General features: G+C 61.3%; 12 protein-coding genes and 1 tRNA gene. 9 read left to right on the forward strand and 4 right to left on the reverse strand.

Annotation, left to right across the window (positions count from 1 at the left end; translation table 11 throughout):
- Window positions 1-16: 16 nt before the first annotated feature.
- Window positions 17-1147 (reverse strand): AI-2E family transporter, encoded by a 1131-nt coding sequence (locus HMPREF9697_RS02650; RefSeq protein WP_002715602.1) that lies wholly within the window; start codon window positions 1145-1147, stop codon window positions 17-19.
- Window positions 1148-1311: 164 nt separating this feature from the next.
- On the opposite strand from HMPREF9697_RS02650, the gene HMPREF9697_RS02655 reads away from it, so the two are divergent.
- Both HMPREF9697_RS02655 and HMPREF9697_RS02660 read left to right on the forward strand, forming a co-directional pair.
- Window positions 1312-1755 (forward strand): Rrf2 family transcriptional regulator, encoded by a 444-nt coding sequence (locus HMPREF9697_RS02655; protein WP_002715603.1) that lies wholly within the window; start codon window positions 1312-1314, stop codon window positions 1753-1755.
- Window positions 1752-2639 (forward strand): NAD(P)/FAD-dependent oxidoreductase, encoded by an 888-nt coding sequence (locus HMPREF9697_RS02660; protein ID WP_002715604.1) that lies wholly within the window; start codon window positions 1752-1754, stop codon window positions 2637-2639. The genes HMPREF9697_RS02655 and HMPREF9697_RS02660 overlap by 4 nt, the downstream gene beginning before the upstream one ends.
- A gap of 94 nt (window positions 2640-2733) precedes the next feature.
- Here the strand turns inward: HMPREF9697_RS02660 and glnA are convergent, their stop codons facing one another.
- Both glnA and HMPREF9697_RS02670 read right to left on the reverse strand, forming a co-directional pair.
- Window positions 2734-4143, reverse strand: coding sequence for a type I glutamate--ammonia ligase (glnA, locus tag HMPREF9697_RS02665; RefSeq protein ID WP_002715605.1), 1410 nt, complete (start codon window positions 4141-4143; stop codon window positions 2734-2736).
- Between the two features lie 91 nt (window positions 4144-4234).
- Window positions 4235-4573 (reverse strand): P-II family nitrogen regulator, encoded by a 339-nt coding sequence (locus HMPREF9697_RS02670; RefSeq protein WP_002715606.1) that lies wholly within the window; start codon window positions 4571-4573, stop codon window positions 4235-4237.
- Window positions 4574-4868: 295 nt separating this feature from the next.
- On the opposite strand from HMPREF9697_RS02670, the gene HMPREF9697_RS02675 reads away from it, so the two are divergent.
- On the forward strand, window positions 4869-6368 hold the full coding sequence (locus HMPREF9697_RS02675) for an NAD(P)H-hydrate dehydratase (RefSeq protein ID WP_002715607.1): 1500 nt from the start codon (window positions 4869-4871) through the stop codon (window positions 6366-6368).
- On the opposite strand, the gene HMPREF9697_RS02680 is transcribed toward HMPREF9697_RS02675, so the two are convergent.
- Entirely contained in the window at window positions 6365-7372 is a 1008-nt protein-coding gene (locus tag HMPREF9697_RS02680) for a multicopper oxidase domain-containing protein (protein WP_245257747.1), read from the reverse strand. The two genes, HMPREF9697_RS02675 and HMPREF9697_RS02680, sit on opposite strands and share 4 nt — an antisense overlap.
- A gap of 574 nt (window positions 7373-7946) precedes the next feature.
- Between HMPREF9697_RS02680 and HMPREF9697_RS02685 the strand changes: the two genes are divergently transcribed.
- The 6 genes from HMPREF9697_RS02685 to lon all read left to right on the forward strand — a co-directional run bounded on the left by HMPREF9697_RS02685 (window position 7947) and on the right by lon (window position 15921).
- Entirely contained in the window at window positions 7947-8855 is a 909-nt protein-coding gene (locus HMPREF9697_RS02685) for a class I SAM-dependent methyltransferase (RefSeq protein WP_002715609.1), read from the forward strand.
- 187 nt (window positions 8856-9042) lie between these two features.
- Window positions 9043-9127 (forward strand) — tRNA-Leu (locus tag HMPREF9697_RS02690).
- A gap of 174 nt (window positions 9128-9301) precedes the next feature.
- Entirely contained in the window at window positions 9302-10660 is a 1359-nt protein-coding gene (gene tig, locus HMPREF9697_RS02695) for a trigger factor (RefSeq protein WP_002715610.1), read from the forward strand.
- A 226-nt stretch (window positions 10661-10886) separates the two neighbouring features.
- Window positions 10887-11519 (forward strand): ATP-dependent Clp protease proteolytic subunit, encoded by a 633-nt coding sequence (locus HMPREF9697_RS02700; RefSeq protein WP_002715611.1) that lies wholly within the window; start codon window positions 10887-10889, stop codon window positions 11517-11519.
- A gap of 382 nt (window positions 11520-11901) precedes the next feature.
- Window positions 11902-13176: an ATP-dependent Clp protease ATP-binding subunit ClpX gene (clpX, locus tag HMPREF9697_RS02705; RefSeq protein ID WP_002715612.1), complete on the forward strand. Its 1275-nt coding sequence runs from the start codon at window positions 11902-11904 to the stop codon at window positions 13174-13176.
- A gap of 318 nt (window positions 13177-13494) precedes the next feature.
- Window positions 13495-15921, forward strand: coding sequence for an endopeptidase La (gene lon / locus HMPREF9697_RS02710; protein WP_002715613.1), 2427 nt, complete (start codon window positions 13495-13497; stop codon window positions 15919-15921).
- Window positions 15922-15939: the final 18 nt, after the last annotated feature.

Below are 15939 nucleotides of genomic sequence, written 5' to 3' on the forward strand. Positions count from 1 at the left end.
CGTCTGGCGTTGCCGCTCACGCTTCGATGGCGTTCGGTCGATCCTCGCGCAGATAGACGAGGATCACCTTGACGACGGCCATCACCGGCAGCGCCAGGGCCAAGCCCCATACGCCGAACACCACGCCGAGCAGGATCTGGAACGCGAACAGCGTCGCCGGCGGGATATCGATCGCCTCGCGCTGGATGATCGGCGTGAGGATATAGCTTTCCAGCGCATGCACGCCGAACAGCAGCACGAACGCGCTGCCGACCGCGACCCAGCCTGATGAGATGCTCGCCAGCACGATGATGAGGCCGCCGAGCAGGGCGCCCACCGTCGGAATGAAGGTCAGCAGTCCGGCCTGGACACCGAGGATGAATGCGCCGGGAATGCCGATAACCAGCAGGCCGAGCCAGGTCACTACGAACACCACCGTCATTGTGATCATCTGCGCGATCAGCCAGCGCTCCAGCGTCGATCCGATGCGATCGATGACGGTCTCCATTTGCGAACGGATCGCCTTCGGAGACATGGCGACGAGGCCCTTGCGGTAGATTCCGGGCTGCGCGGCGAAGGCGAGCCCGAGAAACAGCACGATGAAGAAGTTTCCGACCGCGCCGACGGTACCGAGGATGAGCTTCAGCGTCTGGCTGACGATCGCACCGCCGCCTGATGCGAGGGCGCCGGCGCTCGGCAGGTTGTGCTGCATGTTGGGCAGGGTGGTCGTGCTTGCCGGCGTTGTGGTGGTGCGGGGCGTGTTCGCCGAAATGGTGTTGAGATCAAGATAGCTCGCATCGATGCCATGCGATTCCAGGAACGTCTTGAGATTCACGATCTGCGATTTGATCGTACCGCTCAGCGCGGTCGCCTGTTGGGCGATGGTAGAGCCGCCGAGCGTGAAGATACCGGCCATCATCGCCGCGAGCAGCAGGCAGATCAGGAGGAGGCGCGCCGCATGCGGCCCCGGCATCACCTTCTTGAGCTGGTTCGTCATCGCGGTCAGCGCCACGCCAAGCAGCACGCCGGAGAAGATCAGGAACAGGGTCGCGGCGAATTCCCAGGCGAAGACCAGGAGCGCGGCGAAGCTGACGGCCAGAATGCCGCCGACGGCGATGGCCCAGGCGAGATCCTGACGCTGGTTTTTCCGTTCGGTTGAAACGCTCACGGGCGATCCTTTTGAAGAACTGTTGCGATGCACTTTTTCTGAAAGGCCGCGGCGGATCAAGGGAGCCTGCAATACCTTTAGGTCGCTGTGCTCCCTTGGCGCCGGATAACAGCGAAAACGATTTTGGCTTGCGGCGTGACTTAAATTGTAATAATCGAAGTTACATGAAAAAGGACAGCCGTCTGTCCTCGGTCCTTCATGCGCTGCTGCACATGATCGGGCACGGGGAGCCGATGACATCGGAGAAACTAGCCGAGTGCATGGACACCAATCCGGTGGTCGTGCGCCGCACGATGGGCCTGTTGCGAAAGGCGGGGATCGTGACCTCGGCGCGAGGACACTCAGGCGGATGGCGAATCCGCGCCGATCTGGAAAGCGTCACGCTGCGCGATCTGCACCATGTCCTAGGCGAACCGGCGATCTTTGCGATCGGCAACCGCAATGAGACGCCGGAGTGTCTTGTCGAACAGGCCGTCAACGCGGCGTTGGGCGAGGCATTCAGGGAGACCGAAGCGTTGCTGCTTGAGCGGTTCGCCAACGTCACCCTTGCCGATCTGGTTGTCGACTTGGGACGCCGTCATGCGGCGTGGCGCAAAAGAAAGGGATGATCGTGCAGTACGATGTGGTCGTGATTGGCGGCAGCTATGCCGGGATGGCTGCCGCCTTGCAGTTGCTGCGTGCGCGGCGAAGCGTTCTGGTGATCGATGCGGGCAAACGGCGCAACCGTTTTGCTGCTCATTCGCACGGATTTCTCGGGCAGGATGGAGCAAGCCCCGCAGAGATCGCGCGCGCGGCGCGGGAGCAGCTTTATGCCTATCCGACGCTGACGTGGATCGAAAACACCGTCGAGGCGGCGGCGGGAGAGAAGGATTCTTTCACTGTGACGACCGCCGACGGCGCACGCCACGAAGGACGCAGGCTGCTGTTTGCCATCGGTGTCGGCGATAGGTTGCCGGAGATCGAAGGATTGGCAGACCGCTGGGGCAGAAGCGTCTTTCATTGTCCGTACTGCCATGGATACGAACTCGATCGCGGAGCCATCGGCGTGATCGCGACCGGCCCGATGTCGGTGCATCAGGCTCAGTTGATACCGGAGTGGGGGACGGTGACGTTTCTGACGAACGATGCGCTTACGCTCGATGAGGCGATGCGCGCCGACCTGATCGCGCGCGGCGTGACAATTGAAGAAACTCCAATCCAGCGTCTCGACGGCGAGGCGGACGTTGTGCTCGCCGACGGGCGTCGTCTTGCATTCGCGGGATTGTTCACGGCATCGCGGAATTCGCCGTCCACGCCGATTGCATCGTCACTCGGTTGTGCGTTGGCTGAAACGCCTTTTGGCAGCCAGATTGGTGCCGACAATATGAAGGAGACCAATGTTCCGGGCGCGTTTGCGTGCGGCGATGTTGCGCGGGTTCCTCACTCCGTGTCGCTCGCCGTTGCGGACGGCGCATGGGCAGGCGCCACCATCCACCGCTCGCTGGTGTTTTGATCAGGCTGAACCCGCAAGGTCGGGATGAAAGAAAAGGGCGCCCCGAGGGACGCCCTTTGTTTTTGATGACGATGCGGGCCAACGCCGCTGCCGCTTACAGCGAGTAGTAAAGCTCGAACTCGACCGGATGCGGGGTCATTTCGTAGCGCTCGACTTCGGTCATCTTCAGCTCGATGAAGCTATCGATGAAGTCGTCGTCGAACACGCCGCCGGCCTTAAGGAACGCGCGGTCCTTGTCGAGGCTTTCCAGCGCTTCGCGCAGCGAACCGCACACGGTCGGAATGGTCTTCAGCTCTTCCTTCGGCAGATCGTAGAGGTCCTTGTCCATCGCCGGACCCGGATCGATCTTGTTCTTGATGCCATCGAGGCCGGCCATCAGCATCGCAGCGAAGGCGAGGTAGGGGTTCGCCATCGGATCGGGGAAACGCACCTCGACGCGCTTGGCCTTCGGCGACGTCGTGTAGGGGATGCGGCAGGAGGCCGAACGGTTGCGTGCCGAATAGGCGAGCAGTACCGGCGCTTCATAACCCGGCACCAGACGCTTGTAGGAGTTGGTCGACGGGTTGGTGAAGGCGTTGATAGCCTTGGCGTGCTTGATGATGCCGCCGATGTAGTGGAGGCAGTTGTCCGACAGGTCAGCGTACTTGTTGCCGGCGAAGGTCGGCTTGCCGTCCTTCCAGATCGACTGATGCACGTGCATGCCCGAGCCGTTGTCGCCATAGACCGGCTTCGGCATGAAAGTGGCGGTCTTGCCGTAGATGTGCGCGACCTGATGGATGCAGTACTTGTAGATCTGCATCTGGTCGGCCATCAGCGTCAGGGTGTCGAACTTCATGCCGAGCTCGTGCTGGGCGGAAGCGACTTCATGGTGATGCTTTTCGACCTTCACGCCCATGCGCGCCATCGCGCCGAGCATTTCGGAACGCATGTCCTGGATCGAATCCTGCGGCGGCACCGGGAAGTAACCCGCCTTGGTGCGGATGCGGTGGCCGAGGTTGCCGCCTTCATACTCGGTGTCCGAGTTGGTCGGCAGTTCGGAGGAGTCGAGTTTGAAGCCGGTGTTGTACGGCGTGGTCTGGAATCGCACGTCGTCGAACACGAAGAACTCGGCTTCCGGGCCGACGAAAACGGTGTCGCCCACGCCCATCGACTTCACCATGGCTTCCGCCTTCTTGGCGATGCCGCGCGGGTCGCGGTTGTAGGGCTGGCCGGTCGACGGCTCGAGAATGTCGCAGGTGATGACCATGGTGGTCTCGGCGAAGAACGGATCGATCGTCGCGGTCACCGGGTCGGGCATCAGTGTCATGTCGGACTCGTTGATGGCCTTCCAGCCGGCAATCGAGGAACCGTCGAACATCGTACCTTCGGAGAAGATTTCTTCGTCGATCATCGAGACGTCGAAGGTGACGTGCTGCCACTTGCCGCGCGGATCGGTGAAACGCAGGTCGACGTACTTCACGTCGTTGTCCTTGATGGCCTTCAGGACGTCTTGGGCGGTCTTCATGTAAACCCCTTGTGCTACTTGGATGGGATGATTGTTGGGATGAGGTCGTCCGGCTGGATGCGGCAAGCGGAGCCGGGCGGGTGATGTTTGGTCAGATGGCGTCGACGCCGGACTCTCCGGTGCGGATGCGGATGGCCTCCTCGATGTTGGAGACGAAAATCTTGCCGTCGCCGATGCGCCCGGTCTGGGCGGCACGGCGGATGGCGTCGATAGCTTTGTCGACGAGGTCATCGCCGATCACGATCTCGATTTTGACCTTCGGCAGGAAGTCGACGATGTACTCCGCGCCCCGGTACAGTTCGGCGTGGCCCTTCTGCCGGCCGAAGCCCTTGGCCTCGGTCACGGTGATGCCTTGAAGGCCGACTTCCTGAAGGGCTTCCTTCACCTCATCGAGCTTGAAAGGCTTGATGATCGCCTCGATTTTTTTCACCTGCACGTCTCCGGCATTTCAGAACTCAAAGTGCCGGCGATGCGGCACGACCAGTTCGGGGCCGCTTGGCGGCCTCGTTCGCTGGCCCCTTAAAAGCAGAGTCCGTGCCAACTGGCGCGGCTCTCGATTGTATTGGATTATCAAACTGTTAATGTCGGGGGCGAGGACGTCGACAGGATTTCCGGCAAAGGCCGTGGCGTTAAAATATGCAACTGCACAGTTTTAAGGCAGACATCATGCCGCTGCTTTGGGCGGTGGTGCCTGCGAGACGGGCGGTATTGGGCGAGGGACGACCATGGAACTCCTGAGCGTAGCCGAAATGACCTGCGCCGACGCACTCGCGGTGAAGGCGGGCGTCGACAGTTTCACGCTGATGCAACGCGCGGGGCAGGCGGTGGCGGCCGCCGCGCAGATGCTCGCTCCCGCTGGCGACATCGTGGTGGTGGCCGGCCCCGGCAACAATGGCGGTGATGGTTTCATCGCGGCCACTGATCTCGCTGCGCGGGGGCGCAATGTTGCGGTTGTGTTGTTCGGCAAGCCGGACTCGCTGAAGGGCGATGCGGCGTGCGCCGCGAAGGAGTGGCACGGTCCGCTGCTGCCATTCGCGCCCCAATCGCTCGGCAAGCCTGCGCTCGTCATCGATGCGTTGTTCGGCGCGGGGCTTAATCGCGAAGTTAATGGTGATCCGCGCGTGATGATCGAGGCAATCAACGCCAGCGGCGCACTGGTCGTCGCGGTCGATCTGCCGAGCGGCATCAGCGGCGATAGCGGCGCGGTGATGGGCGTTGCGGTGAAGGCCACCCGCACCGTGACATTCTTCCGCAGAAAGCCCGGCCATCTGCTGCTGCCCGGCCGGCTGCATTGCGGCGAGGTAAAAGTCGCCGATATCGGCATTCCGCCGAGTGTATTGGACGTCATTCATCCGAAGACATTAGAGAACATTCCGGCGTGGTGGCGCGGCCATTTCCCCGTGCCCGGCGTCGCTGGTCATAAATACGGGCGTGGCCATGCGGTGGTGATGTCGGGCGGCATGTCGGAAACCGGCGCAGCGCGGCTCGCGGCGCGGGCGGCGTTGCGCGCGGGCGCAGGGCTCGTCACAGTTGCCTCGCCGCGCGATGCGCTGGCGGTGAATGCGGCCGAGCTGACCGCCGTGATGGTGCGCGAGATCGGCACGGCCGTCGATTTCGCGACATATCTTGAGGACAGCCGACTCAATGCCTGCGTTCTCGGTCCCGGAGCGGGCGTTGGTCTGCGCACGCGTGACATGGTGCTGACGGCGTTGTCGGGACCGCGCGGCGTCGTGCTCGATGCTGACGCGTTGACGAGTTTCGCTGACGAGCCGCAGACACTATTCGATGCCATCGCGTCGCAGCCTGGCGCGCAGGCCGTGCTGACGCCGCATGAAGGCGAGTTCGCGAGGCTGTTTTCATCCCTCGCTGACAAGGATCACGTGCTCTCGAAACTGGAGCGGGCGCGGCTTGCTGCACGCGAGTCGAATGCTGTGGTGCTCATCAAGGGTGCCGACACCGTGGTCGCCGCTCCCGACGGGCGGGCATCAATCGCGGAGAATGCGCCGCCCTGGCTTGCGACAGCAGGGGCAGGCGACGTGTTGTCGGGGATGATCGGCGGGATGCTGGCGCAGCGCGTGCCTGCATTCGAGGCGGCGTCCATCGCGGTGTGGATGCACGGCGAGGCCGCGCGCATGTTCGGTCCCGGCCTGATCGCAGAAGATCTCGCGGACGTGCTGCCGAATGTGTTTCGCGATCTCTATCGCCGGTTTGAGGTAAACCTTTAGCCGACCTCGTACCAGCCGAGTCGTCGCGGCGAATTCCACTTCGTGCCCATGCACTGCATCAGCCACTTGCCGGGAAACGCGGCGTTGAATGCGATGCGCTGGGTCTGGCCGGGATTGAACGCCAGCGTGTCGAGCCAGTAGGGCTTCCAGCCGTCGTCGAGACGGTCCAGCAGCCGGAAGTGATGGCCGTGCAGGTGGAACGTCGCGGCCGAGGCGCCAGGCGGATTGGTGATCGCAAGCACGACGGTGCGGTTGGCGGTGGTCCGAAAGACAGGCGGCAGCGTCGGATCGAACGCGATCGCGGGAAGCCATTGTCCGCGTTCGAGCGACAGATCAACGCGCTGCGCATTCTTCAGGTCGATCCGTGACGGCGGCGGTGGAGAGGCTACGGGCGGAGTAAGCGGCTTCGCACGCGAGGGCGCAGAAAAGGATGTGACGACATGGCTGATCGGCATCGGCTTGGTGCCGTCGTGCAGGAGAATGTCGTTACGCGTGCCAACCGGCTGTGTCGCATCAAGCAGGGCATCGACGCGGCTTCCGGGGGCGAGCACGATCTGGCCATCACGGGCCACGAACGACTCGGCCGGCTGACTGTCGACGGAGACGACGGTTATGGCGCAATCGACAAATTTCAGGGCGATGACGCTGCGTTGGCAACCGTTGACCAGCCGCAGCCGTACGCGCTCGTTGGGGCGTACGGTGATGTCATGGGTGATCCTGCGGTTGATCGTATAAAGCGAGGGCACGTTTCCGCTGTCGCGGCCCGCGACCTGCGCCACACCGTCCGCGCCAATCTTCCAGTCTTCGATCAGCAGCACGTCGTCACGGTCGGCGCCGAACGTCTCGCCGCCCTCGATCACCAGGACGCGCGGCAGGGCCGGGCGATCGTCGTCACCAGACAACAGTCTCGGATCGATCAGGAAAGTCCCGGGCTGGGAAGGCAGGTCATATGCGGCCGTGCCGCCATGGGGAGCGAGGGGTGGCTGCGCCAGCAGCGGTTCCATGCTGGCAGCTCCGTCGAGGCCATGGAAGGTCATGGCCACCGGCTGGACCGTGTCGTTTGTGAAGGCGATCCGGAGCGGGGGACTGCCTGAAAAGCGTGTGGCGGGAAGGCCGTCGCCCAGTTGCCAGACCGGCGTCGCCGTCCCTTCGGTGTGCAGATACAGCGATTGGGGAGCGAATCGCAGCGCGATAGGGCTTCCCGGCTTGCGGGCGGGCAGGGTTTGCGCCCGACCGGGCGCCACCAATGCAGGGCTGACCGCTGCCCCTGCGAGGGCTCCCAGAAAACGACGACGCGGATACGAAAACGATAACGGCCTCATGAGCGATGGGGACCACTTTCGGGGAGCTGAGTAAAGCCGTCGAGGCTGCGACGGATAGCGCTTTTTGCTCGATCCCGAGAGGAGAGGGATAATAGGCAGACGCTTTCAGCGCCAAAAGTTTTCTTCCGCCAAGATCGTCTTGGCGTTTTCGCTGTCGCTGGGACCGATTGGCGGTCTCTTCCTCCGCACGGGCGTTTGCTTGACAGGCAGGCGTCGAGCACATGAGCTACGGTTTATCGCGAACTGGAATGTATTGATGGCGTTCACCTGGAATTGGTTCGGTCTGTCGAGGCCAAATTGCCCCCAGCCTTTGGAGGTTGTTCAGGAACGCAGTCAGTGGGAGAAATTCCTTACTTCGCCCAAATATCTGGAAGCCGTCGGCCACGATGCAAATGTCGTCAGACAGCATTGCCGTGAAAAAGAGTGGACCTTCACCGGCTATTCGAAACCGGCAGAGCGAAAGGTCGAGTTCAGCGTCGATCTGAACTGGGGAGGGCAAGGTGAGGAGGGAAGTTACGCTCCTAATCTGAGAGAACAGCTCGCCTGTCCGAAAACCCGACTGAATAACCGCCAGAGGCTTATCGCAGCTCTCATTCAGGATCAGGTTTATAGAGCTAAGCGATTGATCGATATATATTTTATGGAAGAAATCACGCCGATTTACAATTGGGCCCGAAGTAGCCTCAAGAACGTCAACTCGATCGTCGGCAGCGAATATCTCGGTCCTGAGTTTGGGCCCGGCGAGTTCGTGAAGGGTGTGCATCACGAGGACGTCCACAATCTGAGCTATCGCGACGCGTCGTTCGATCTGATCGTGAGCAACGATGTGTTCGAACACATCCCCTCGCCACCACTGGCGTTCAAGGAATGCCACAGGGTTCTGAGGACCGGCGGCGAGATGATCATGACGACGCCGTTTTTCTGGAAAAACGACCAGAGCATTTGTCGCGCTGCCATCGGGGAAAACGGCATCCAGCACCATCTTCCGGCTGTTTATCACGGCAATCCCATGTCAGCGGAGGGGTCGCTCGTTTTCTATGATTTTGGGTGGGACATTCTCGAAATGGCGACCTCGGCCGGTTTTTCGCGGAGCGTTGTTGAGTTCCACCATGCTCCGGCTTTCGGCCATCTCACGGTGCAGCCGGTTTTTCGCTTCAGCAAATAGCACCCGAACCGCAGGTTCCAGGCCGGAGCCGAGTGGGCGAGGCGGGTGGAAATCCCGGCCGTCCCGGCCGCTGAGCGGGCCGTCCGGCTGCGACGGACGGTGCTTTTTTTCTTGCCGCGATTGGCCGGCACCATGTTATAAGCCCGCCGCTCGCGGCTGTGCCGGGACACTAAACGATGTGTGCTGCGCGCTCGTGGCGGAACTGGTAGACGCGCTGGGTTTAGGTTCCAGTGTCGAAAGATGTGGGGGTTCGAGTCCCTCCGAGCGCACCACCATTATTCGCGCCCCCGGTTTCGGCAAAGACGTTCACGCCCGCCATGACTGGACTTGGCAGCTGAGAGACGCGGTACTGAGGTATTTGGACTTTCCACGATGCGGCCTCGCGCGGCATCCCAACAACGACAACAGCCGATATTGGATCGGCAAGCCGGAAGAAGATTGACGCTATGCAGGTGAATGAAACCCTTTCCGAGGGACTTAAGCACGAATTCCAGATCAGCATTCCGGCCGCGGAAATCGATGCCAAGGTGAACGAGCGCCTCATTGGCATGAAGGACAAGGTCCGCATCAACGGCTTCCGCCCCGGCAAGGTGCCGGTCGCGCATCTCAAGAAGGTTTACGGCAAGTCGGTTGCGGCCGAGACCCTCGAGGAGACGATCCGCGAGACCAACCAGAAGATCTTCACCGATCGTGGCTTCCGCCTCGCCAACGAGGCCAAGGTGACGATGCCGACCGATCAGGCCGAGATCGAGGGCATTCTCGATGGCAAAAAGGACCTGAACTACTCGGTCGCCATTGAAGTAGTCCCGCCGATCACGCTGGCCGATTTCAAGACCTTCAAGGTTGAGAAGCACGTTGCCGAAGTCACCGACGCCGATCTCGACGAGGCACTCAAGCGCGTCGCCGACCAGAGCCGCCCGTATGCGGCCAAGGCGGAAGGCGCAAAGGCTGAGAAGGATGACCGCGTCACCGTGTCCTTCAAGGGAACCATCGACGGCGTGGCATTCGATGGCGGCACCGGCAGCGATATTCCTGTCGTGCTCGGCTCCAACACCTTCATTCCGGGATTTGAGGATCAGCTCGCCGGCATCGGCACTGGCGAAACCCGCACCCTGAAGGTGCAGTTCCCCAAGAACTATGGTGCGGCAAATCTTGCTGGCAAGGATGCCGAGTTCGAGACCACTGCGACGCTGATCGAGTCCCCGCAGGAAGCCAAGATCGACGACGAATTCGCCAAGACCCTCGGTCTGGAGTCGCTCGACAAGCTCAAGGAAGCGATGCGCGAGCGCCTGACGCAGGAGTTCGCCGGTGCGACGCGCCAGCGGCTGAAGCGCGAACTGCTCGATCGTCTCGACGAAACCCACAAGTTCGATCCGCCGGAATCGCTCGTCAACGACGAGTTCGAGCTGATGTGGAACTCGATCAAGTCGGAAATGGATTCCTCCGGCAAGACGTTTGCTGATGAGGACACCACCGAGGAGAAGGCGAAGGAAGATTATCGCAAGATCGCCGACCGCCGCGTGCGGCTTGGCCTCGTGCTCTCCGAGATCGGCGACAAGAACAAGATCACTGTCACCGACGACGAGGTGAGCCGCGCCGTGATCGATCGCGCCCGCCAGATGCCGGGTCGGGAGAAGGAAGTCTGGGATTACTATCGCAGCAATCCGGGCGCCGTCGCGCAGCTCCGCGCGCCGATCTTCGAGGACAAGGTCGTCGATTTCATCCTCGAGCTTGCGCAGGTCACCGAGAAGAAGGTGTCCCGCGAGGAACTGCTCAAGGAAGAAGACGACAAGACCGCTGCCTGATCGCGCGTCTTTTGAAGGCAATTCCGGATCGCCCCCGCGCAAGTGGGGGCGATCCCATTTTATGGACCCCGATCCGGCTCTTTTGTTAACCTCACTCCCGGTGAGTGCTTCGTTTCGCCCGCCGAATCGGCTTGAACATCCCTTGCCGGAGAGCAATCCTCGCTTATCTTGGCCGGGACGGGCGCTGAGCCCTTTCACGAATTTCCCGAAAACCTTCAGGTGACGAATGCGCGATCCGGTTGAAACCTACATGAACCTTGTGCCGATGGTGGTCGAGCAGACCAATCGCGGCGAGCGGGCCTACGACATCTTCTCGCGCCTTCTGAAGGAGCGCATCATTTTCCTGACCGGGCCGGTCGAGGACGGCATGGCGACCCTTGTCGTCGCCCAGCTTCTGTTCCTCGAAGCCGAGAACCCGAAGAAGGAAATCTCAATGTACATCAATTCGCCGGGCGGCGTGGTGACGTCGGGCCTTGCGATCTACGACACCATGCAATTTATCCGTCCGCCGGTCTCGACGCTCTGCACCGGGCAGGCGGCCTCGATGGGCTCGCTGCTGCTCGCCGCTGGCGAGAAGGACATGCGCTTCTCGTTGCCGAATTCGCGCATCATGGTTCACCAGCCGTCGGGCGGTTTCCAGGGGCAGGCGACCGACATCATGCTTCACGCGCAGGAAATCCTGAATCTGAAGAAGCGGTTGAACGAGATTTACGTCAAGCACACCGGGCAGGATTACAAGACGATCGAGGATGCGCTGGAACGCGACAACTTCCTCACCGCCGACAAGGCCCGCGATTTCGGCATCGTCGACAAGGTAATCGACAGGCGGCCGGAAGATCCGGTGGCCAAGGCTGCTTGATAAAGGGCTAGTTGATAGGGGCTCCTTGAGGCGATTCTGCCTCTCATTTGCAACCGGGGCGGTAGCCCCGTTTCCAAATGGCGGGTGTTCCAGATTTCTCGTGTCATTCCCGCAACGCCGGGGTGAAATCACGGTTTGATGGTCGTGAAATCGCGACAAATCAGGCTAGACTCGGGAAATCACCCTTCCGGGGGTTAGTGAATTCTTGATCCTCGGATGTCAGCATGGTTCGCTGGCAGGGTTGAGTCAGGTTCGGATCAGGATTCGGTGAGGGTCACGATTCGGGCATATCTCGAATGCAACGTCTTTCTGGTACGGGTTTTGCTCCTATCTCCAGTCGAGGGCGGGGCAGCCGGACGGAAAGCGGAAGACGGAGACAGGAATGAGCAAGGTCGGTACAGGCGACTCGAAGAACACTCTCTATTGCTCATTCTGCGGAAAGAGCCAGCACGAGGTCCGCAAGCTGATCGCGGGCCCGACCGTGTTTATCTGCGATGAGTGCGTCGAACTGTGCATGGATATCATCCGTGAGGAGAACAAGTCCTCACTCGTGAAGTCGCGTGACGGAATCCCGACGCCGAAGGAAATCTGCAAGGTGCTCGACGACTACGTCATCGGGCAGAACCATGCGAAGAAGGTGCTCTCGGTCGCGGTGCACAACCACTACAAGCGGCTGAACCATCAGACCAAGCACAACGATGTCGAACTCGCGAAGTCGAACATTCTCCTGATCGGCCCCACGGGCTCGGGCAAGACGCTGCTCGCGCAGACGCTCGCCCGTATCCTCGACGTGCCGTTCACGATGGCGGATGCTACGACGCTGACCGAAGCCGGCTATGTCGGTGAGGATGTCGAGAATATCATCCTGAAGCTGTTGCAGGCCGCCGACTACAACGTCGAGCGCGCGCAGCGCGGCATCGTCTACATCGACGAAATCGACAAGATCTCGCGCAAGTCCGATAATCCCTCGATCACCCGCGATGTGTCGGGCGAGGGTGTGCAGCAGGCGCTGCTGAAGATTATGGAAGGCACGGTCGCCAGCGTCCCTCCGCAAGGCGGAAGAAAGCATCCGCAGCAGGAGTTCCTGCAGGTGGATACGACCAACATCCTCTTCATCTGCGGCGGTGCGTTCTCCGGACTCGAGAAGATCATCTCCTCGCGCGGGCGCACCACCTCGATCGGGTTCGCGGCCAGCGTGCTCGCGCCAGAGGATCGCCGTACCGGTGAAATCTTCCGTGAGGTCGAGCCTGAGGATCTGTTGAAGTACGGTCTCATCCCCGAGTTCGTCGGCCGTCTGCCCGTCGTGGCGACGCTGGAGGATCTCGACGAGGCCTCGCTCAAGAAGATTCTGGTCGAGCCGAAGAACGCGCTGGTGAAACAATACCAGCGTCTGTTCGAGATGGAGAACATCGAGCTGACCTTCGCCGATGAGGCTTTGGGCGCAGTCGCGCGCAAGGCGATCGAGCGCAAGACCGGTGCGCGCGGGTTGCGCTCCATTCTGGAGAGCATTCTGCTCGAGACGATGTTCGATCTGCCGGGTCTCGAAGGCGTCGAGGAGGTCGTGATCTCGCGCGAAGTGGTGGAGGCGACCGCGCGGCCGCTCTACATCTACGCCGATCGTACCGATCGGGCAGGCGAGAACAGCGCAAGCGCGTAAGTTTCGTCTCTGGAACCCATCTATTCAGGCGGCCGCCGGTTTTCCGGCGGCCGTTTTTGATTCGTGCGGAGCGCAAAAACACCTTCTGTTATCGGTGTTTGTCAGCCGCTTGACACCCCTATGGGGGATAGCCACCTAATGGTTTGCGGCGAGGTCTGTCGAATGGCAGATTCGCCGTAAACAATGCCCGGAAGGAAAGGCCGCCATGCGCGGATGGCTCATTCGAGCCCTTGGCTTTCCGGCACCTCTGCACCTTGTTGCGGTTGCATCGCTCGATGGACTGCGCGCAAGGGGGCGCAATGAAAAGGAAGTAAGGGCATGACTGCCTCGACCAAGCCTCGTCCGACCATCGTCGCCGGTGAAAGCCACCAGTATCCGGTTTTGCCGCTGCGCGACATCGTTGTCTTCCCGCACATGATCGTGCCGCTCTTTGTCGGCCGCGAGAAATCCATTCGCGCGCTCGAAGACGTGATGAAGAACGACGCGCTGATTTTGCTGGCGACGCAGAAGAATGCCTCCGATGACGATCCGGCGGCGGATTCGATCTATGAGATCGGCACGCTTGCAAGCGTGCTGCAGCTTCTCAAGCTGCCCGATGGCACCGTGAAGGTGCTGGTCGAGGGATTGGATCGCGCGCGCGTCACCAAATACACCGACCGTACCGATTATTACGAAGCGGAAGCCGTCGCGCTTGCCGACACCGATGCTACGAGCGTCGAGGCGGAAGCGCTTGGCCGTTCGGTCGTGTCCGATTTCGAAAGCTATGTGAAGCTGAACAAGAAGATTTCCGCCGAGGTGGTGGGCGTCGTTCAGCAGATCACTGATTTCGCCAAACTCGCCGACACGGTCGCCTCGCATCTCGCGGTGAAGATCGCGGACCGGCAGGACATTCTGGAAACGTTGTCCGTCTCGCAGCGCCTGGAGAAGGTGCTCGGCCTGATGGAGAGCGAAATCTCGGTGCTGCAGGTCGAGAAGAAGATCCGCTCGCGCGTCAAGCGCCAGATGGAGAAGACCCAGCGCGAGTACTACCTGAACGAGCAGATGAAGGCGATCCAGAAGGAGCTCGGCGACGACGAAGGTCGCGACGAGCTGGCCGATCTGGAAGAGAAGATCGCCAAGACCAAGCTCTCGAAGGAAGCTCGCGAGAAGGCGCAGCACGAACTGAAGAAGCTGCGGCAGATGTCTCCGATGTCCGCCGAAGCAACCGTCGTGCGCAACTATCTCGACTGGCTGCTGTCGATTCCGTGGGGCAAGAAGTCCAAGGTCAAGAAAGACCTCGGTGCCGCGCAGGAAGTTCTCGACACCGATCATTACGGACTTGAGAAGGTCAAGGACCGCATCGTCGAGTATCTCGCCGTGCAGTCGCGCGCCAACAAGTTGACCGGCCCGATCCTGTGCCTCGTCGGCCCTCCGGGCGTCGGCAAGACCTCGCTCGGTAAGTCGATCGCGAAAGCGACCGGCCGTGAGTTCGTGCGCGTGTCGCTCGGCGGCGTGCGGGACGAAGCGGAAATCCGCGGTCACCGCCGTACCTATATCGGCTCGATGCCCGGCAAGATCATCCAGTCGATGCGGAAGGCGAAGACTTCGAACCCGCTGTTCCTGCTCGACGAGATCGACAAGATGGGCGCAGACTTCCGCGGCGATCCGTCATCGGCTTTGCTTGAGGTGCTCGACCCCGAGCAGAACGGTACGTTCAACGACCACTATCTCGAGGTTGATTACGATCTGTCCAACGTGATGTTCATCACGACCGCGAATACGCTGAATATTCCCGGCCCGCTGATGGACCGCATGGAGGTGATCCGCATCGCCGGTTACACCGAGAACGAGAAGGTCGAGATCGCCCGCAAGCATCTCATCCCGACTGCGATCTCCAAGCATGGCCTGTCGTCGAAGGAGTTCTCCATCGATGACGAGGCGCTGCTGCTCGTGATCCGCCGCTACACCCGCGAGGCGGGTGTGCGTAACCTTGAGCGCGAGCTGTCCACGCTGGCACGCAAGGCGGTCAAGGAACTGACGATCTCGAAGAAGACCACCGTCAAGGTGACGGCTGCGGTCGTCGAGGAAATGCTCGGCGTTCCGAAGTTCCGTTACGGCGAGATCGAAAGCGAGGATCAGGTTGGTGTCGTCACAGGCCTTGCCTGGACGGATGTCGGCGGCGAGCTGCTCACCATCGAAAGCGTCATGATGCCCGGCAAGGGCCGCATGACCGTGACCGGCAACCTGCGCGACGTGATGAAGGAATCGATCTCGGCGGCGGCGTCTTACGTTCGTTCGCGCGCGATCAATTTCGGCATCGAGCCGCCGCTGTTCGAGAAGCGGGACATCCACGTCCACGTGCCCGAGGGCGCGACGCCGAAGGACGGTCCGTCCGCAGGCGTGGCGATGGTGACGTCCATCGTCTCGGTGCTGACCGGCATTCCGATCCGGCACGATGTCGCCATGACCGGCGAGATCACGCTGCGCGGGCGGGTGCTCCCCATCGGTGGCCTGAAGGAGAAGCTGCTCGCGGCGGGCCGCGGCGGCATCAAGACGGTCTTCATTCCGGAAGACAACGCCAAGGATCTCACCGAGATTTCCGATGCCATCAAGGGCGGCATGGAGATCATTCCGGTGAGCCGGATGGACGAAGTGCTGGCCAAGGCGCTGGTACGGGCGCCGACCCCGATCGTCTGGGAGGAGGATACCGCGGTACCGCCTCCACAGGACGCGGCTGACGAACCCGGCGGCCTCCGGGCCCACTGAGCGAACACAACGACAAAC

It is taken from the genome of Afipia felis ATCC 53690, assembly GCF_000314735.2.
Lineage (GTDB): Bacteria > Pseudomonadota > Alphaproteobacteria > Rhizobiales > Xanthobacteraceae > Afipia > Afipia felis.